This window comes from Aeromonas sp. S15(2024) (genome assembly GCF_041402265.1).
GTDB classification, from domain to species: domain Bacteria; phylum Pseudomonadota; class Gammaproteobacteria; order Enterobacterales; family Aeromonadaceae; genus Aeromonas; species Aeromonas dhakensis.
On record NZ_JBGLQY010000002.1, the window covers coordinates 164527 to 183710 of the forward strand.

The 19184-nt window shown below is 61.5% G+C and carries 16 protein-coding genes and 1 tRNA gene; 5 read left to right on the forward strand and 12 right to left on the reverse strand.

Features of this window, described 5'->3' with window-relative positions; genetic code table 11:
- Positions 1-57: 57 nt before the first annotated feature.
- Both ACB033_RS04915 and ACB033_RS04920 read right to left on the reverse strand, forming a co-directional pair.
- Positions 58-519, reverse strand: a complete 462-nt coding sequence (locus ACB033_RS04915) for a DUF2059 domain-containing protein (protein ID WP_139726099.1) — start codon at positions 517-519, stop codon at positions 58-60.
- A 205-nt stretch (positions 520-724) separates the two neighbouring features.
- The gene (locus ACB033_RS04920; protein WP_017765601.1) at positions 725-1492 is read right to left on the reverse strand and encodes an ABC transporter substrate-binding protein; all 768 of its coding nucleotides are present in this window, start codon (positions 1490-1492) and stop codon (positions 725-727) included.
- Positions 1493-1721: 229 nt separating this feature from the next.
- Here ACB033_RS04920 and ACB033_RS04925 point away from each other — a divergent pair, with 229 nt between their 5' ends.
- Positions 1722-2561, forward strand: a complete 840-nt coding sequence (locus tag ACB033_RS04925) for a sterol desaturase family protein (RefSeq protein WP_162519946.1) — start codon at positions 1722-1724, stop codon at positions 2559-2561.
- Between the two features lie 66 nt (positions 2562-2627).
- Here ACB033_RS04925 and ACB033_RS04930 read toward each other — a convergent pair whose 3' ends face one another.
- The 9 genes from ACB033_RS04930 to tadA form a co-directional block, all read right to left on the reverse strand.
- The gene (locus tag ACB033_RS04930; RefSeq protein ID WP_139726101.1) at positions 2628-4028 is read right to left on the reverse strand and encodes a basic amino acid/polyamine antiporter; all 1401 of its coding nucleotides are present in this window, start codon (positions 4026-4028) and stop codon (positions 2628-2630) included.
- Positions 4029-4037: 9 nt separating this feature from the next.
- Positions 4038-4940 carry a homocysteine S-methyltransferase family protein gene (locus ACB033_RS04935; RefSeq protein WP_139726102.1) on the reverse strand — a complete coding sequence of 301 codons (903 nt, stop codon included), beginning with the start codon at positions 4938-4940 and terminating at the stop codon, positions 4038-4040.
- A 270-nt stretch (positions 4941-5210) separates the two neighbouring features.
- Positions 5211-5753: a hypothetical protein gene (locus ACB033_RS04940; RefSeq protein ID WP_162519947.1), complete on the reverse strand. Its 543-nt coding sequence runs from the start codon at positions 5751-5753 to the stop codon at positions 5211-5213.
- Positions 5754-5772: 19 nt separating this feature from the next.
- On the reverse strand, positions 5773-7092 hold the full coding sequence (locus tag ACB033_RS04945; RefSeq protein ID WP_010633484.1) for a hemolysin family protein: 1320 nt from the start codon (positions 7090-7092) through the stop codon (positions 5773-5775).
- A gap of 192 nt (positions 7093-7284) precedes the next feature.
- Positions 7285-7995, reverse strand: a complete 711-nt coding sequence (gene phoU, locus ACB033_RS04950; protein WP_005302735.1) for a phosphate signaling complex protein PhoU — start codon at positions 7993-7995, stop codon at positions 7285-7287.
- Between the two features lie 179 nt (positions 7996-8174).
- On the reverse strand, positions 8175-8993 hold the full coding sequence (gene pstB, locus ACB033_RS04955; protein WP_005302736.1) for a phosphate ABC transporter ATP-binding protein PstB: 819 nt from the start codon (positions 8991-8993) through the stop codon (positions 8175-8177).
- 109 nt (positions 8994-9102) lie between these two features.
- On the reverse strand, positions 9103-10752 hold the full coding sequence (gene pstA, locus ACB033_RS04960; protein ID WP_005302737.1) for a phosphate ABC transporter permease PstA: 1650 nt from the start codon (positions 10750-10752) through the stop codon (positions 9103-9105).
- A gap of 32 nt (positions 10753-10784) precedes the next feature.
- On the reverse strand, positions 10785-13022 hold the full coding sequence (locus ACB033_RS04965; protein WP_123246944.1) for an ABC transporter permease subunit: 2238 nt from the start codon (positions 13020-13022) through the stop codon (positions 10785-10787).
- Between the two features lie 206 nt (positions 13023-13228).
- The gene (tadA, locus tag ACB033_RS04970; RefSeq protein WP_017783968.1) at positions 13229-13768 is read right to left on the reverse strand and encodes a tRNA adenosine(34) deaminase TadA; all 540 of its coding nucleotides are present in this window, start codon (positions 13766-13768) and stop codon (positions 13229-13231) included.
- A gap of 269 nt (positions 13769-14037) precedes the next feature.
- Here tadA and ACB033_RS04975 point away from each other — a divergent pair.
- The 4 genes from ACB033_RS04975 to aceA all read left to right on the forward strand — a co-directional run bounded on the left by ACB033_RS04975 (position 14038) and on the right by aceA (position 18246).
- Positions 14038-14114 (forward strand) — tRNA-Pro (locus tag ACB033_RS04975).
- A gap of 274 nt (positions 14115-14388) precedes the next feature.
- Positions 14389-14535, forward strand: a complete 147-nt coding sequence (locus ACB033_RS04980; RefSeq protein WP_017778551.1) for a hypothetical protein — start codon at positions 14389-14391, stop codon at positions 14533-14535.
- Positions 14536-15251: 716 nt separating this feature from the next.
- Positions 15252-16859, forward strand: a complete 1608-nt coding sequence (aceB, locus tag ACB033_RS04985; RefSeq protein WP_139725868.1) for a malate synthase A — start codon at positions 15252-15254, stop codon at positions 16857-16859.
- 73 nt (positions 16860-16932) lie between these two features.
- On the forward strand, positions 16933-18246 hold the full coding sequence (gene aceA, locus ACB033_RS04990; RefSeq protein ID WP_005302742.1) for an isocitrate lyase: 1314 nt from the start codon (positions 16933-16935) through the stop codon (positions 18244-18246).
- A gap of 112 nt (positions 18247-18358) precedes the next feature.
- Here aceA and hda read toward each other — a convergent pair whose 3' ends face one another.
- The gene (gene hda / locus ACB033_RS04995; RefSeq protein WP_010633474.1) at positions 18359-19060 is read right to left on the reverse strand and encodes a DnaA inactivator Hda; all 702 of its coding nucleotides are present in this window, start codon (positions 19058-19060) and stop codon (positions 18359-18361) included.
- Positions 19061-19184: the final 124 nt, after the last annotated feature.

Genomic DNA, 19184 nt, shown 5'->3' on the forward strand with positions numbered 1-19184 from the left:
AAAAAGAAAGAGGGAGCCCATGGCTCCCTCTTTGCGTTGGTACCCTGCCGACTGCGTCTATTTTGTCGCTTTGCGCTTTGCTTCATCCAGCATGGTTTGCAGTGCCGGCATGTTGCGCTCGGCCAGGGATTTACCCACCAGCGAGCTCTCCTGAAAGATGGCCGGCATGGTATCCAGGGATTTTTTCCCGACCGGACTCTGATAGAAGGCGATCAGCTCATTGAGCTCGGCCTCGGTGAAATGTTTGCGGTAGATGGTGGCCACCTCGGCACTCATGGCCGGCCAGGAGAGATAACGGGCAAACCAGGCTTCCAGTACATCGCGGTGCTGGGCCAGCTCCTGTGCATGTTCACCGGCGCCCCGAATGATCAGCGGGATCATCTGTGCCTGCATCTGGGCCTGCAGCTGCTCCGCCTGCTGCTCGCTGTTGAGCAGACTGACCAGCTCCTGAGCGGGATCGGCCCACACACCGCCACTCCACAACAGGGCGATCACAGCCCCTCTCTTCACCCACTGCATAACTGCCTCATCAATCATTTGAAAACAACAGGTTACATTGAATTATCAAACAGACCAGTCGCCAGATGGTGGTGAGGCATGAGGAAATGCGGTTGTCATATGGGCAAGATCAAGCTGATCATAAAAGCAACAGAGGGACTCATAGTCCCTCTGTTGCTTGGCCGACACGACGAGAAGGCTGAATCTGACCGGCTCCATCATCAGTTCAGCGCGGGGACTTTCCCAGATAATGCTCCACTATGGTCCGGATCCCGTCCCGCTTCTTGAGTTCGTAGAGATGCTTGTCGAACTGCTCGACAAAGTCCTCCTTGAAGTCGAACTCCCCCTTGCGACTGTAGCCGAGAAACCCCTGCTCCCGGCTGAGCACAGGCCCCTGCTTGAGCTGGGACATGTCGGCCACCGCCAGCTGGTTGCCCTTGATCATGCTGAGCAGCTCATAGAGCAGCGAGAGCCGGTCGTTGACGGTGCAGTCCACCCGGCCACGCACGATCTTGAGCAGGTTCTCCCGGTTGCTCTTCACCTCCTCCAACCCGATCTTCTGCTCTTTGATGGCCTGCCAGAAGGGGGCGCCGCCGATGGTGAAACCGGCATTCATGCCAAAGCGCAGGCCGTAGTAGTCGGTCGGGAACTGCGCCTGCGGGGTGTTGACGGCCACCCCGGCGCCACACATCACCACCAACTCTTCGTCGAGCAGGGGCTGGGAGTAGGGCCACATCCAGGGGCGACCGTCTGGCTGGTAGTAGGGCGGGAAGATGGCGAAGGCGCTGCCCTGCTCCACCATGCTCAGACCCCGTCGCCAGGGCATGGCCTTGATCACCACCTCGTAGCCATCCATGGACGCCGTCACGCTGCGCACTATGTCGGCATAGATCCCCTTGACCTCCTCTCCCTCCTGCCAGGAATAGGGGGGATAGTTGGCATCGGCCAGGATCTCGACCCGGGTCTTGGCCTGCGCCAGCAGGCAGACCCCCATCAACAAACAACACCACAGCCGCATCATCTGCCACTCCAGAGGTAGAAAGCCTCATCAAGCATAGTCACTGCGCCCGCCGCTCAGGGAGTCGTCATACCAATTGATGGGCCGCCGCTGGCCACATGCCACATCAAGCTCCAGCTGAACACACCCACCGCAGCAAAATGTTAATGAAAGTCTGCATTCATCCTTTATGCTGGAGAGCAATTGCTCTGACTGGATGCCCGACATGGATGTGCAACTGCTCCTGCTCTACCTCTCGCCAATCTTTGTGGCCTTTATCGGCTGGGAGATGCTCTACCTGCGCAAGCATGGCGCCGCCTTTCCCAGCGCCGGCTACCAGTGGCGGGATCTCTTTGCCAACGCCACCCTGGCGCTGATGCATCAGGGGGTCGACGCGCTGGCGGCCATCGCCATCGCCTACCTCTACGATGCCCTCTGGGGCTGGCGGTTGCTGGACATAGAACTGAACGTCTGGAGCCTGTTGCTGCTCTTCCTGCTGCAGGATCTCTGCTACTGGCTGTTCCACTTCGCGAGCCACCATGTGCGCTGGCTGTGGGCCTCCCACGTGGTGCACCACAGCTCGGAGCGGCTCAACCTCTCCACCGCCTTTCGCCAGAGCCTGATGTACCCGGTCTCCGGCATGTGGCTGTTCTGGACCCCCATGATCCTCATCGGTTTCCCGCCCGAGGCCGTGGTGGCCACCGTGCTCTTGAGCCTGGGTTTTCAGTTCTTCGTCCACACCCAGGTGGTGGGCAAGCTTGGCTGGCTGGAGTGGCTCTTCAACACCCCCTCCCACCACAGGGTGCACCACGCCAGCAACGCCAAATATATCGATCGCAACTTCGCCGGGGTGCTCATCATCTGGGACCGGCTGTTCGGTACCTTCGTGGAAGAAGACTTAGGCGAGCCGTGTCGCTTTGGCATCACCAAACCCATCCACAGCTTCAACCCGCTCACCCTCACCTTCCACGAGTGGCGTGACATGCTGCAAGAGGCCCGGGGCCTGCCCTGGCGACAGAAGCTCGCGGTGCTGTTCGGCAAGCCGGCCGGCCCCGCCAGCCGCTAGGCACAACGTCGCAGACAAAAAGAGAGCGCCCCCTTGGGCGCTCTCTTGCATTGGGTCACCACCCGGTCAGACGTGGGCAAAGGACCAGACGGCGGGAATGAGGCTCAGCAGCGTCACCCCGGCCAGCAGCCGCTCGCGTCCGCTCAGGGGCTGCTCGGCCCCCAGCTGGCGCCGGCTGTAGAGGAACAGCAGCAGACCCGGCCCGTAGAGCAGAAGCGACAGCAGCAGGTACTCCACCCCGGCGGCGTAGAGCAACCAGAGACCGTAACCGCTCGACACCAGCGCCACTACCCGCATCAGACCATTACCCTCCCTACGCAAGGAGAGCTTGAGCAGGAACAGGCCGATCAGCAGGTAGGGCACCAGGATCATGGAGGTGGAGATAAGCAGCAGGTTGGTGTAGCCCTTGCCGAGCAGCCACACCAGCAGCAGACAGCCCTGCACCGTCAGACTCGTGAGCCAGAGCGATGCGATGGGGGTGCCGTTGCGGTTCTGGCGCCGGAAGATGGCCGGGAAGGCGCCGTGGCCCGCCGCGCTGAACGGCACCTCGGCCGAGAAGAGGGTCCAGCTCACGTAGGAGGCGAGCACCGACACGATAAGGCCGGCGCTGATAAGCAGCTTGCCCCAGGAGCCGGTCATCTGAGCCATCAGCCCCGCCATGGAGGGGTTGGGCAGGGCCGCGAGCTCGGGGCGGCTCAATATCCCGAGCGCCAGCACCGAGATGAGCACATAGAGCAGCAACGCCAGCACCACCCCGAGCACGGTGGCCGTGCCCACGTCCCGCCTGTTTCTGGCCCGGGCCGAGAGCACAGCCGCCCCCTCGATGCCGGTGAAGACCCAGAGGGTGATCAGCATGGTGTTGCGCACCTGCTCGGAGACCGGCGTCGCCAGAGTGCTGCCCTGCTGATCTGCCGCGAAGGTGACCGGGTCAAACCAGTAGCAGGCGAACAGGATGAACAGCAGCAGCGGCAGGCTCTTGGCCAGGGTCGCCACCAAATTGAACAGCGCCGCCTGCTGCACGCCGCGGGCCACCAGCAGGTGCACCGCCCAGAGGATGCAGGACTCGCCGACAAAAGCCGCCAAGGTGTTGCCCTCGCCAAACCAGACCCGCTCCGGGGTGTCGACGAAGCTGCCCAGCGCCGCGAAGGCGATCACCAGATAGCCCACCACGCCGATGGTGGCGCACAGCCAATAACCCCAGGCGGAGAAGAACCCCACCAGCTCGCCAAAGCCGGCCCGGGCATAGCTGTAGATGCCGCCATCGAGCTCCGGCCTTAAGCGCGACAGATAGAGAAAACTCATGGCGAGCGCCAGGATGCCCACCCCGGTGACGCCCCAGCCGATCAGTACGGCGCGCGCGCCAGCCACCTCGGCCATGTTCTGGGGCAGGCTGAAGACACCCGCCCCCACCATGGAGCTGAACACCAGCGCGGTGAGGGACCAGAGGCCTATCTTGCTCTCTTTCATGGGCGCTCCTTAACGCAGCCGGCTGGCCAGCGCCTCAATGTGTTCCGGGCCGATGCCGCAGCAACCGCCGATGAGGCTTGCCCCGGCAGCGCGCCAGCGCTCGGCCCAGCCGAGGTAATCCAGCGGTCCCAGATCGGTGCGGATCTCGTCCAGCCCGTCGTTGGCGGTCGCCTCCTTGGGTTGGGGCGGGAAGGCGTTGGCATAGGCGCCGAGCCGGATGTCGGTGCGACCCAGGGCCTGCAGGCCGGCCCTGGCCACCTTGAGCGCGGCGTCGATCACCTCGGGCTGGCAGCAGTTGAACAGAATGGCGTCCACCCCGGCATCGGCCAAGGCGGCGACGGCGTCCGCCACCCGCTCGCCGGAACGCAGGGTCGGCTCGCTGCCCGGTGCCTCGTCCTCCAGGGTGAAAGAGACCCAGAACGGCTTGCCATCCTCGGGCAGCAGGGCCTGGATGGCCAGCGGCTCGGCGATGAGGCTCATGGTCTCCGCCAGCCAGAGATCCACGTGGGGGGAGAGCGCCCGGATCAGCGGGGTCGCCAGCTCGCTCACCCGGCCCGCGTCGAACAGGTCGGCGCGGTAGGATCCAAAGAGCGGCGGCAAGGAGCCGGCCACCTGCACGCTGCCTGCCTGTTCATCGGCTACCTCGCGGGCCAGCTGACCGGCCAGGGCCGCCAGCCGCTCCCCCTCTGCCGCAAAGCGCGCCTCACCGATATGAAACGGCACCAGGGCATAGCTGTTGATGGTGATGACCCGTGCCCCGCTCGCCACATAGGCCCGATGCACCTCGCGCACCGTCTCGGGGGCCTCCATCAGGGCCAGCGCCGACCACTCCGGCTGGCGAAACGGCGCGCCCCGCCGTGCCAGCTCACGCCCCATGCCGCCATCCAGTATCCACAATGCCTGCGTATCCATCTGTCTCGTCTCTTGTTGTGTTGTTGTCTTGCTGTGCGGGTCTGTGCGCTTTATCCGTTGCGCCTGCCCCGGCGGCGCGGCAACCCGTCGCCATCGTCATCCTGAATAAATTAGCCATAAAAACATGTGGATGTTTAGATGGCCAAAACAAGATAAAGTAAAGCCCGCCCGACGGCAACCGGCATCACCGCAAAACCACAAAATGCAGAAGGTAGAAAAACAAGAGGCCACCCTAAGGTGGCCTCTTGTGGCAACAGATGAACTGGCGGCTCAACGCCCGACCAGAACCCGCTTGGTCTGTTTGACCCAGTCGGAGACCCGACCCTGCTGGGGATACCCCTGCCAGATCTGCTCCCACTGGGCGGGGCTGAGCGGGCGGCCCAACCGGCGCTGCACCCCGGCATAGAGGTAGTCGTGGGCCGTGGTACGGGCCTGGGCCGAGGTGAGGAACTTGGCCACCGGGTCGGTCAGGCGCACGTCTCGCATGCCGAGCAGCGGGTAGTCGCTGTGCACCGCCGCCAGCATAGTCTCGCGCATGGCCGACTCGATGTAGCCGCGGGCAAACAGGGCGGTCACCGACTCGAGCGAACCTTGATCCGGGCCATGATACTCCTCGTCGAACACCGGGCTCGGCTCCGCCACGGCGCTTTGCACCACCGCATCGGGATCCGGTTGCGGCATGACCACGGCAGCCTTGGGAGCGGCCGGCTTGGCGACGGGAGTGGCCTTGCGCGGTGCGCTCTGGCTGCAGGCACCGAGTGCCAGGGCGAGCGCCACACAGGCCAGCGCACGGGAATGAGACTGCATCTTCATGATTGCTAACGAGCTCCTTTTACGATTCCTGAGCGGGCTTGTCGGCCGGCGTGGCCTCTACCCGGGTGACCAGCAGCTGGTCAATCTTGTAGCTGTCGATGTCCACCACTTCAAACTTGTAACCGGCGTATTTGACCGAGTCGGTTCGCTTGGGGATCTTGCGCAGCATGTACATGATGAAGCCGGCGATGGTTTCATAATTCTGGTTTTCCGGGAACTCCTCGATGTCGAAGGCACGCATCACGTCGGAGATGGGGGTGACCCCGTCCACCAGCCAGGAGTTCTCGTCCCGCTGCACGATTTGCTCTTCCACCACGTGGGTGGCCCACTCGCCCATGACGGTACTCATCAGGTCGTTCATGGTGACGATACCCACCACCAGCGCGTACTCGTTCATCACCACCGCAAAGTCGCCGCGATGGTTCTTGAAGTACTCCATCGCCTCATAGAGGTTGAGGGTGTCGGGGATGATGATGACATTCTGCACCAGGGAGCCGCTGTTGAGATCGATGCTCTGGCCGCTGATGACCCGGATCAGCAGCTCCTTGGAGTCGACGAAGCCCTTGATGCTGTCGAGGTTGTGGTCGCACACCAGGAACTTGTTGTGGGGGTGCTCGGCGATCTTGGCCTTGATGCTCTCCTCCCCCTCTTGCAGGGTGAAGTAGATGAGGCTCTCGCGTGCCGTCATGGCGGAGGTGACGCCGAGGGACTGCAGCTCGAACACGTTCTCGATGAGCTGATGCTCCTCGCGCTGGATGACGCCCGCTTCGGCCCCCGCATCCATCACCGCATAGATGTCGTCGGAGGTGATCTCGTCGTTGCGCACCATGGAGATGCGCAGCAGCCGGAACAGGCCGTTGGCCATGCCATTGAACAGCCACACCAGCGGCATCAGCAGGGTGACGCACAGCAGCATGGGGCGCACCACCACCACGGCGATCCGCTCCGGCATGGTCATGGCGAGGCGCTTGGGCATCAGATCGGCGATGAGAATGAACATGCCGGTGACGAACACGAAAGAGGTCGCCGAGCTGATTTCACTCAGCCAGGGCCCCTGATAGAACTCGGAGACCAGCTCCTTGATGGCCGGGTTCAGGGCGGATTCGCCCAGGATACCGCCCAGGATGGCGACGGTATTGAGCCCGATCTGCACCACGGTAAAGAAGTTGCCCGGCTGGGCCTGCAATGCCAGTACCTTTTCGGCATGGCGGTTGCCCTCATCGGCCATCACCTGCAACTTGATCTTGCGGGAGGCGGCGAGGGATATCTCGGAGAGAGAGAAGAACACGCTGCCGGCAACCAGCAGCATCAGGAAAAATAAACTATCGGCAAAACTCATGATTAACCTATTGCTACACCCGCCTTAGCACAAGACGGCAAACTGGGTCCGGGAGACCGGACCGTGAGTCGATCCGGGACTCACACAGGGGGCATATTCTAGCAGAAAAGCGCCAGTCGGGTGGCGATATCTTGCACTGACTGAAAAGGCAACAAAAAAGGCGCTCAAAGCGCCTTTTTATTCATTTCAGACTCACCCTTTCCCCAGCAGGGTGCCCAGATCGTCCGCCTTGGTGTGGCGCACGTCCTTGCCCTTGACGTAATAGACGATGTACTCGCAGATGTGCTGGCAGCGATCCCCCACCCGCTCGATGGCCCGCGCCGCCCACAGCACGTTGAGTACCTGCGGTATGGTGCGCGGATCTTCCATCATGTAGGTCATCAGCTCGCGGATGATGGACTCGTATTCGCGGTCCACCTTGTCATCTTCCTTGTAGACCGCCAGGGCCGCGTCCAGATCCATGCGGGCGAAGGCGTCCAGCACGTCGTGCAGCATCTTGATGGTGCGGCGGCCCATGTTCTCCAGCGACACCAGCGGCGGCTGCGGCTTGTTGGCGTTGTCGGTCAGCATCCGGGCTATCTTGTCCGCCACATCGCCAATGCGCTCCAGATCGGTGATGGTCTTGATGATGGCCATCACCAGCCGCAGGTCGGAAGCGGTGGGCTGGCGCTTGGCGATGATGCGGGTGCACTCCTCGTCGATCGCCACTTCCATGGCGTTGACGTTATGGTCGTTGGCCACGATCTTGCGCGCCGCGTCCAGATCCTGATCGTGGATCGCCGCGATGGCGTCGGTCAGCTGCTGCTCCACCAGCCCGCCCATCACCAGCACCTGGTTGCGCACGCTCTCGAGCTCGGCATTGAACTGACCGGAGATGTGTTTGTTGAGGTTCATATTGTCCATACCAATAATCCTTGATGCTCCGAGTATGCCTTAGTCGTTGAACTGACGGGTAATCTGTTTGTTGATGCTCATCTTGCTCATCCCCATAACCCTTGTTGCACCAACACGCCTTAGCCGTTGAACTGACGGGTAATCTGTTTGTTGATGCTCATCTTGCTCATCTCCATCACCAGCATCCCTTAGCCGTAACGACCGGTGATGTAGTCTTCGGTCTTCTTCTTGGCCGGGGTGGTGAAGATGGTGTTGGTGTCCGAGTACTCGATGAGCTCGCCCATGTACATGAAGGCGGTCTGATCCGACACCCGCGCCGCCTGCTGCATGTTGTGGGTCACGATCACCACGGTGAACTGGCTCTTGAGCTCGTTGATCAGCTCCTCGATGGTGAGGGTGGAGATGGGGTCGAGCGCCGAGGTGGGTTCATCGAGCAGCAGCACTTCCGGCTCGATGGCGATGGCACGGGCAATCACCAGACGCTGCTGCTGACCACCGGAGAGGCCGAAGGCGTTGTCGTGCAGGCGATCCTTCACCTCGTCCCACAGGGCCGCGCCGCGCAGGGAGCGCTCGGCCGCCTCGTCCAGGGTGCGTCTGTCGTTGATGCCCTGCAGGCGCAGGCCATAGACCACATTCTCGTAGATGGACTTGGGGAAGGGGTTGGGGCGCTGGAACACCATGCCCACCTGACGGCGCAGAGCGGAGACATCGACGCTCTTGTCGTAGATGTTGTGGCCGTGCAGCTGAATTTCGCCCTCGATGCGGCAGATCTCCACCAGGTCGTTCATCCGGTTGATGCAGCGCAGCAGGGTGGACTTGCCGCAGCCGGAGGGGCCGATAAAGGCGGTGACCTGGCCCTTGGGGATCTTCATGTTGACGTTGAACAGCGCCTGTTTGTTGCCGTAGTACAGGTTGAGATCCTTCACCTCCAGCGCGGTCTGCTCCGGGCTCAGGTTGAGCAGGTCGGTCGCGGTGTGCTGGGTCGCTGCGGTCGTTACGTTGATCATCTGTTACCTCAAAATCTGTCGATGGCGGCGGGCACTCTCAGGGCCCGCGGCCGGAACGCTTGGCTGGCAGGGAACCCCGTTCCCTGCCCGTCTCTGTGGTGCTGGTCTATCAATGTTCCAGCGACCGGAATTTTTCACGCAAGTGGTTGCGGATCCCGATGGCCGTCAGGTTGAGGCCGACGATCACCGTCACCAGCAGGAAGGAGGTGGCGTAGACCAGGGGACGCGCCGCCTCGACGTTGGGGCTCTGGAAGCCGACGTCATAGATGTGGAAGCCCAGGTGCATGAACTTGCGCTCCACGTGCAGGTACGGGAAGTTGCCGTCCATCGGCAGGGTCGGCGCCAGTTTCACCACCCCCACCAGCATCAGCGGCGCCACCTCACCGGCCGCGCGGGCGATGGCCAGAATGAGGCCGGTCATGATGGCCGGGCTCGCCATGGGCAGCACGATGCGCCACAGGGTCTCGGCCTGGGTGGCACCCAGCGCGAGGGACCCCTGGCGGATGGTGCTCGGGATCCGGGCCAGCCCCTCTTCGGTGGAGACGATCACCACCGGCAGGGTCAGGATGGCCAGGGTCAGCGCCGACCAGATGACGCCAGGGGAGCCGAAGGTCGGGCTCGGCAGCGCTTCCGGATAGAACAGCTGGTCCAGCGAACCACCGAGGGTGTAGACGAAGAAGCCCAGACCGAACACGCCGTACACGATGGAGGGCACGCCCGCCAGGTTGATCACCGCAATGCGGATGATCTTGGTCAGGCTGTTCTTGCCCGCGTACTCGTGCAGGTAGACCGCTGCGATGACCCCCAACGGAGTCACGATGATCGCCATCAGGAACACCATGAAGACGGTGCCGAAGATGGCCGGGAATACCCCGCCCTCAGTGTTGGCCTCGCGCGGATCGTCGGAGACGAACTTACCGATCTGGTGGAACCAGTAACCCACCTTGGCCGGCAGGCTCATGTCGTTGGGCCACACCACGTCCAGTACCTTGGACATGGGCATGGTCACCAGCTCGCCGCGCATGTCCTTGACCGTGATGCTGTCTCTGTCTGCCTGGGCACGCAGGGAGAAGAGCTCCTTCTCCAGCACCTGATAGCGATCGTTGAGAGCCTGACGCTCGCTCGCCAGCTCGGCTTTAAGCTGATCGGTCAGCTTGTCATCCAGCTCGGCCTTGCGCTCTTTCAGGCGCAGCCGCTCCAGTTGATAGTTGATGCTGCCGATGTCCCCTTTTTGCAGATCGTCGGCTTGGCTTGAGAGGCCGTTGGCCCGCGCCAACACCCGCTGCAGGGCAGGATGCAGATCCGAGGTGAGCTCGTGGCCATCCTCTTTCACCGCGACGATATAGCCGTAGAAGTTGCCGTTGGTGGCGCGCTCCACCATGGCCAGCTCCGCCGGCAGGCTCTGGGACTTGATGTCGGTCTCCAGCACCCAGCGGAAGTCCAGGTCGACGAACTCGCGGTTGCCGGTCTTGACCAGATAGCGGGTCAGCAGCTCGCGCTCCTCCCCTGCCAGCGGCAGGCCGGCGGCCCGCAGCCGCTCGACCGGCACCAGCTCGCGGTCGTTGATCTCGCCGATCAGCACACTCTTGTTGCCCTGGGCGTCTTCCAGTTGCCACTCATAGATGGGGTGGGGCCAGAAGTAGACCAGACCACGCCAGCCGATCAGCAGCAGCAGACCCAGTACCGCTACCAGACTCAGGCTGACGGCGCCGCCGGTCATCCAGATCCAGGGGGCCCCCGATTTAAACCACTTACCCATTGTCGATTCCTCGATCCTTACAGAGCAGCCCATCACAGGGAGCTGTATTTTTCACGCAACCGCTGACGGATGAACTCGGCCAGGGTATTGAACAAGAAGGTGAACACGAACAGCACGAAGGCGGCGAGGAACAGTACCCGATAGTGAGAGCTGCCCACTTCCGATTCCGGCATCTCCACCGCGATGTTGGCGGCCAGGGTGCGCAGCCCCTGGAACATGGAGAAGTCCATGATGGGGGTATTGCCGGTGGCCATCAGCACTATCATGGTCTCGCCCACGGCGCGGCCAAGGCCCATCATCACCGCCGAGAAGATGCCCGGGCTGGCGGTGAGGATCACCACCCGGCTCAAGGTCTGCCACGGGGTGGCACCGAGGGCCAGGGAGCCCTGGGTGAGGTGCTTGGGCACCGAGAAGACGGCGTCTTCGGCGATGGAGAAGATGGTGGGAATGACCGCAAAGCCCATGGCGATGCCGACCACCAGGGAGTTGCGCTGGTCAAACTTGATGCCCATGTCGTGGGTCAGCCAGATGCGCGAGTCACCGTGCATGAAGGCGTTCTCGATGAGAGGGCTCACCGCGAAGGCGCCCCAGCCAATCAGCAGCAGTACCGGGATCAGCAGGATGGCGTGCCACCCCTCCGGCAACCAGGCCTTGCCGCGCTCCGGCAGGTAATTCCAGATCAAGGCGGTCAGCAGCATCCCCATCGGCAGCAGGATCAGCAGCAGCACCACGCCGGGCAGCGCCCCCTCGATGATGGGAGCGAGCCACAGACCGGCCAGGAAGCCGAGGATAACGGTCGGCAGGGCCGCCATGATCTCCACCGTCGGCTTGACGTATTTGCGCAGCCCCGCCGACATGAAGTAGGCGGTGTAGATGGCGCCGGCGACGCCGAGCGGCACCGCAAACACCATGGCATAGAAGGAGGCTTTGAGGGTACCGAACACCAGCGGGACCAGGCTCAGCTTGGCTTCGAAGTCGTTGCTGGCGGAGGTGGACTGCCAGACGTACTGGGGCTCGGGGTAGCCTTCATACCACACCTGTTGCCAGAGCGCCGACCAGGTCACCTCGGGGTGCTCGTTCTCCACCGCAAACAGCTTGAAGGCATCCCCCTGCTGCATCAGCAGCACGTTGTGACGGGGGGAGATGGCCAGCGCCGACAGGGCGCCGCCCTCCACCTTCTCGCTCAGCAGCTTGGTTTCGCCGGTGGCGTGGAAGAAGCTGATGGTGCCGCTCTTGTCGGCACTGATGAAACCCTTGCGAAAATGTTCCGGGGTCAGCTGCGCCACGGCGCCATCGCCCTTGAAGTCGCGGATCTGAGTGAACTGGCGCTTGCCATCCCGGGCCACTTCGAACCACTGGGAGATGACGCCATTGTCGTTGCCCACCAGCAGAGAGGAGGCACCGGAGAGCAGCTCGACCCGGGTCACGTTGGCATCGGGGGCGTTGATCTCCAGCACGTTGCGCAGGGAGATGTCGTTCAGGTTGTGGATGTCATAGACCGAGAGGCGGTTGCCATCGCGCACGAACAGGATGCGCAGGTTGGGGGTCAGCAACATCTGATCCACGTGGCGCGGCAGGGAGGGGATGCTGTAGTTCTGGGCGCTCCACTCGACTTCGCCGGAGAGGAAGTTCTCCTCGCCGCTCATCACCATCATGACGCCGCGACCATCGGCGGTCACGGCCGCTGTGGCCATCTTGTCCTTGGTGGCTTCAAATACCATCAGCGACAGCGCCTTGCCCGCAGGGTCCACCACGACCGGCTCTTCGCCGAAGGGGTACTGCAGACTGGGCTCGATGACCCGCACGTCGTTGGGATAGGAGACCTTGAAAGCGGGCTGCACCACCTGGGCCTTGCCGTCGGCAAAACCGTAGGCCATCAGCTTCTGGCCCGGCGACGGCGGCGCGACGGCGGTGATGTCACCCTTTACCTGTGCCTGACCGAGCGACTGGCCCACCTTGACCTTGCCATCATTCTGGACGGCAAAGAAGTTGACCTGGCCCTGGTCGCTGAAGCGATAGCCGATCTCGTTCTGCTCCTCAACCCCGAGCCAGGCGGTCTTGCCCTGAATGGGCAGGGTAAACGATGCGGTCGGCTCCATGGAGGCGCCATTGAAGATGGGTTTCACCACATAGAGCAGATAGAAGAAAATAAGCAACAGGGCGACCAGTACCAGGGCTCCGCCCGTGGTCACCCCGTACTTGGCCAACTTATCCTTGATACGGCGCTTTCTGCTCCCCGCCATAACCAGGTGCAACGATTCCGATGACATGCAAAACCTCAATGTGAGCTAGGCTTGGCGGCATTATATGGCGGTTGCATGACAGTTTTGTTACATGAAGGTCCCGTGAACCGGGCTTATTTGCAGGCAAGAAAGCGGCATCAAAGATGCCATTAAGAAGATGACAAACAACTGTTTTATAAGGTTAAAAATGTAGTGCAAGCGCCGCTGGAGCGCACCGCTTGCGCCGATGCGCCTCAATCGTCGGCGGCCGGGGTTTGTTGCAGTGCCAATCTGGCGGCCTTTTTCTCGGCGCGGCGACGCCTGAAGAAATCCGACAGCTGGGCCGAACAGGCCTCTGCCAGCACGCCGCCGGTCAGCTCGACCCTGTGATTGTGACGCGGGTCCTGCAGGATCTCGAACACTGAGCCGGCCGCGCCGGTCTTCAAGTCCCGCGCGCCATAAACCACCCGCTTGACCCGGCTGTGGATCAGGGCACCGGCACACATGCAACAGGGCTCCAGGGTCACATAGAGGGTGGTGTCGAGCAGACGGTAGTTTTGCAGCCGTTCGCCGGCGGCCCGGAGCGCCATCACCTCGGCATGGGCGCAGGCGTCGTGTTCGCTGATGGAGCGGTTCCAACCCTCTGCGACGATTTCCTCCCCCAGCACCAGCACGGCGCCCACCGGGATCTCGCCGATCCCCTCGGCCCTGGCGGCCAGCGCCATGGCATGGCGCATCCAGCGTTCATCCTGCTCGTGCTGGCTCGCCTGTGCTGCAACGTCCGATGGTTTCACGCCCTGCTCCTCTCTGACTGGTTGATGACGACAGATCATGCTGTCGGCGAAAGACGGTATCACGGCCCCATGCCGCCGATCTCTGTGGCATAGGTCCCGCCATCCATGCCCGCGGCGGGGCGGCGATTATGCCAAATCCCGCTGGCGCCCCCAAGTTCCATCTGTGCTGAGCAATAAAGAAGCAATCAGCATCTCTATGATAAAAAAGGAGTTGCGTCCAAAGGTGCGGAACATTAGACTTCCTCCCCGTCAGCACAGACTGACCTTGTCGGCGTGTAGCGCAGCCAGGTAGCGCACTGTCATGGGGTGTCAGGGGTCGGAGGTTCAAATCCTCTCACGCCGACCATCATTCCCCGAAAATAGCCCAGTCCAGCGACTGGGCTATTTTTTTATCCGTCATCCCGATCTTCACCCGCCGCTCGCCGTTAGCCTCTCGTGTCACGCCCTCTCCTTCAAAGAGTCACCAATCAGTTGCGGTACGGATTTTATTCAGAACCGCTTGAAACCTTTCGAGAGTATCGCTAGGATACGCGACTTTTCCGCCGGCATTTCGTACAGGGAGGTGGAAACCCGGGTGATGGAGTCACCAACCGGCTTGCAATCCAGTGAGGCAAGCACCCATGACGCAAGCAGTTGAAGCACAACCCGAACACTCTCCCCTGCCCCAGCCGGCCACCGAAATCGGTGCCAACCAGTATGTGGCCGAACATGGCCCCGTCGTACGGCTCGACATCGTCGATCTGGCGGCGCCGGACGATGACTACTGAACCGTCAACCCTGGCGTCAACCCTTCCTGTCACAGGAGATCAGGGTCGCGACACTCGGGATCATCTCCCCTTGATACCTCCTTTGAGGGCCAGGATGGCCCGCTGATACAAATAACAACAATATCCTGCGTAACGAAACAGCGGCAGTCATATCTGCTACCAGCGTTCCTCCCCTCACCTGCACACGCCATCCCCTGAGGTGATACAAACCTACGTTATTGCCCATCACTTTCTCACTCGGCTGCCACCGGACCCCATTTGGTCCCATTGAGCGACTTGAGTTTTAAACAACCGTTCTCCAGCCAATGCCAGAAGGCACCAAGCGCTTGCTGGGTTGCTCAAACGCATTTCATACGGACGTTTTTTGAAAGCTTGGAGTGAGGTCGGGATTTGTTTTTGCATTTGTAATTTTATTACGTAATAAGTTACATCCCGTCAACTGTTCTCCCCCCGATATGGGGCCACCGCGAAGGGGTGGAAAACAAGAGCATAACCATCTGCATAGAGTTTTTGCGCTAATCAAACAAACTCATTTAAAACATATAGTTAACATCATTACCAAAACGGGTGTTTTAAAAAAGCTGTTGACGAATAGAGCAATATTTCGCACCTTATGAATCGTGTTATCCCGTTGTTACGGGAAGATTGAAAAAACAGGGATCGACTTTAGTCGTAGTTAATTAGTTCAAAATGTAATTATCAAAGGAGTGAACACTATGTCGGCACCGGCCCAGACCCACTGTAGCGCCCGTCTGCGCATCCAGGGCGAAATGCACCCCGATTACGCGCAAATTCTGACGCCGGACGCGGTGGCCTTGGTATCCGAACTGGTGGAACGCTTTGCTCCCCAACGGGACGAATTGTTGAAACAACGTGTGGCACGCCAGGCCCGTATCGATGGCGGCGAGCTGCCGGACTTCCTGCCTGAGACTGCCCACATCCGCGCCGGCGACTGGACGGTACGCGGCATTCCTGCCGACCTGCAGGATCGCCGTGTGGAGATCACCGGCCCGGTCGAGCGCAAGATGGTGATCAACGCCCTCAACGCCAACGTCAAGGTGTTCATGGCGGACTTCGAAGATTCGCTGGCCCCCGCCTGGAACAAGGTGATCGAGGGTCAGATCAACCTGCGCGATGCGGTCAATGGCACCATTGCCTACCAGAGCCCGGAGGGGAAATCCTATACCCTCAATGCCGATCCTGCGGTGCTCATCTGCCGGGTGCGCGGTCTGCACCTGCCGGAAAAACACGTCACCTTTGATGGTGCCCCCATTCCCGGCGGCCTGTTCGACTTCGCCCTCTATTTCCTGCACAACCACAAGGCGCTGCTGGCCAAGGGATCCGGCCCCTACTTCTACGTGCCCAAGTTGCAGAGCCACCTGGAAGGGCGCTGGTGGAGCGAGGTGTTCGCCTGGACCGAAGACAAGTTCGGCCTGCCCCGCGGCACCATCAAGGCCACCGTGCTGATCGAAACCCTGCCAGCGGTGTTCGAGATGGACGAGCTGCTCTATCAGATGAAGGATCACATCGTGGCCCTCAACTGCGGCCGCTGGGACTACATCTTCAGCTATATCAAGACCCTGAAGAACCACCCGGATCGCGTCCTGCCGGACCGCCAGGTGGTGACCATGGACAAACCGTTCCTCTCCGCCTACTCGCGACTGCTGATCAAGACCTGTCACAAGCGCGGCGCGCTGGCGATGGGGGGCATGGCTGCCTTCATTCCGGCCAAGGATGCCGCCGTCAACGAGCAGGTCTTCGCCAAGGTACATGCCGACAAACAGCGTGAAGCCGACAACGGTCACGATGGCACCTGGGTGGCCCACCCGGGCCTGGCCGACACCGCCATGGCCGTGTTCAACGCCACCATCCCGGCCGGCGCCAAGAACCAGATCGGCGTGCTGCGCGAGCAGGATGCCCCCATCACAGCCGCCGACCTGCTGGCACCCTGCGAGGGCGAGCGCACCGAGGCAGGCATGCGCACCAACATCCGGGTCGCTCTGCAATACCTAGAGGCCTGGATCAATGGCAACGGCTGCGTGCCCATCTACGGTCTGATGGAAGATGCGGCTACCGCCGAGATCTCCCGCACCTCCATCTGGCAGTGGATCCGCCACGGCAAGAGCCTCTCCAACGGCCAGGTGGTGACCAAGGATCTGTTCCGCCAGATGCTGGCCGAGGAGCAGGAGGTGGTCAAACGCGAGGTGGGCGAAGCCCGCTGGCAGTCGGGTCGCTTCGCCGAGGCAAGCGTCCTGATGGAAGAGATCACCTGCGCCGATACCCTGATCGATTTTCTGACGCTGCCCGGTTACGAGCGGCTCTGAATCACGGGCTCCGCAAGGGGCTCGCCAATAACAAGTCAATGGAAACGTGAAATCAATGAAAGAGGGAACTGATATGGCACTGACCCGTGAGCAACAGATCCAGGCTATCGAGAAAGACTGGGCACAGAACCCCCGCTGGAAAGGGATCAAGCGCGGCTACAGCGCCGAGGACGTGGTCAACCTGCGCGGCAGCCTGCAGCCGCAGCACACCCTGGCCCAACGCGGCGCCGACAAGCTGTGGGAGCTGATCCACGGCGGCGCCAAGAAGGGCTACGTCAACTGCCTCGGCGCCCTGACCGGCGGCCAGGCGGTGCAACAGGCCAAGGCGGGGATCGAGGCGATTTACCTCTCCGGCTGGCAGGTAGCGGCAGATAACAACCTCTCCTCCACCATGTATCCGGATCAGTCCCTCTATCCGGCCAACTCGGTGCCGTCGGTGGTGGAGCGCATCAACAACTCCTTCGCCCGTGCCGACCAGATCCAGTGGGCCAACAAGGTAGGGCCACAGGATGAGGGCTTCATCGACTACTTCCTGCCCATCGTCGCGGATGCGGAAGCTGGCTTCGGCGGCGTGCTGAACGCCTTCGAGCTGATGAAGGGGATGATTGAAGCGGGCGCAGCCGGCGTCCACTTCGAAGATCAGCTCGCTTCCGTCAAGAAGTGCGGCCATATGGGTGGCAAGGTGCTGGTTCCGACCCAGGAAGCGGTGCAGAAGCTGGTCGCGGCTCGTCTGGCGGCCGACGTGTGCGGCACCAGCACCTTGGTGATCGCCCGTACCGACGCCAACGCAGCAGACCTGCTGACCACGGATGCGGATCCTTACGATGCCGACTTCCTGACCGGTGAGCGTACCGCCGAAGGTTTCTACAAGGTGCGTGCCGGCATCGATCAGGCCATCGCCCGCGGTCTGGCCTACGCCCCCTACGCCGACATGGTGTGGTGCGAAACCGCCAAGCCGGATCTGGACGAGGCGCGCAAGTTTGCCGAAGCGATCAAGGCCCAATTCCCGGATCGCATCCTGGCCTACAACTGCTCGCCGAGCTTCAACTGGAAGAAGAATCTGGACGATGCCACCATCGCCCGCTTCCAGCAGGAGCTGTCCGACATGGGCTACAAGTACCAGTTCATCACCTTGGCGGGCATCCACAACATGTGGTTCCACATGTACGAACTGGCCTACCAGTACGCCCGTGGCGAAGGGATGAAGCACTACGTCGAGATGGTGCAGCAGCCCGAGTTCGCCGCTGCAGAGCGGGGCTACACCTTCGTGGCACACCAACAAGAGGTGGGCACCGGTTACTTCGACAAGGTGACCACCGTCATCCAGGGCGGCCAATCCTCGGTGACCGCTTTAACGGGTTCCACCGAAGAAGATCAGTTCCACTGATAGGCAGAACTCTTTGAGAGAGTCCTTGAGATAACAAAACCCCGGCCACTGGCCGGGGTTTCTTTTGATTCATTGCTTAGGCGTCGCTCACGCTCAAACACACCCGAAGGACTCAGAGCTCTAGGATCTCTTTAACAAAGGGGATAGTCAGCTTGCGCTTGGCGCGAAATGAGGCATTGTCGAGCTGATTGAGGGTGGTGAGCAGGGTGCGCATGTCGCGCGAGAGGCGGTTGAGCAGGAAGCGGCCCACGTCGATGGGCAGTTTGAAGCCCCGCAACTCGGCACGCAGTTGCAGGGCACTGAGCTTGCCCTCATCGTCCAGCTCGTCGAGGTGGAAGCTCACTCCCCAATCGAGGCGGGAGGCGAGATCCGGCAGCTGCAGCCCCAGCTTGCGCGGCGCACTGCAACCGGTCACCACCAGGGTCCCCTCGCCCTTCTCCTTCCAACGGTTGTAGAAGTCGAACAGGGCCCGCTCCCACAGGGCATTGCCGGCGATCGCCTCCAGGCTGTCGAGGCAGACCAGCGGCAGGCTTTCTAGGGCATCGAGCATACTGGGGTCGAGCTGTTCGAACTGATCGAGGGAGAGATAAGCGGCTGCAGCGTCGCGAGCATTGACCTCGGCACAGGTGGCGTGCAGCAGATGGGAGCGGCCCGATCCCTTGGCCCCCCAGAAATAGAGGAAAGGTGATCCCTGACCAATGGCCGCATTCTTGAGGGCGGTGATCAGATGAGCATTGTTGCCGGGATAAAAACTGACGAAGGTTTCATCATCCGGTAGTTGTACGGCTAAAGACAGTTGGGCCGGTTGCTTCACTCGTTGGGCTTTGACTGTGACATTTGCGGGCAAGTGTATCATCGCGAAGGCGGATAGAGAACCGCCCGGACGATGCCGGGCGGTGTGGATCCTCATAAAGGATCCAGGCTGCGACCATTGCTAA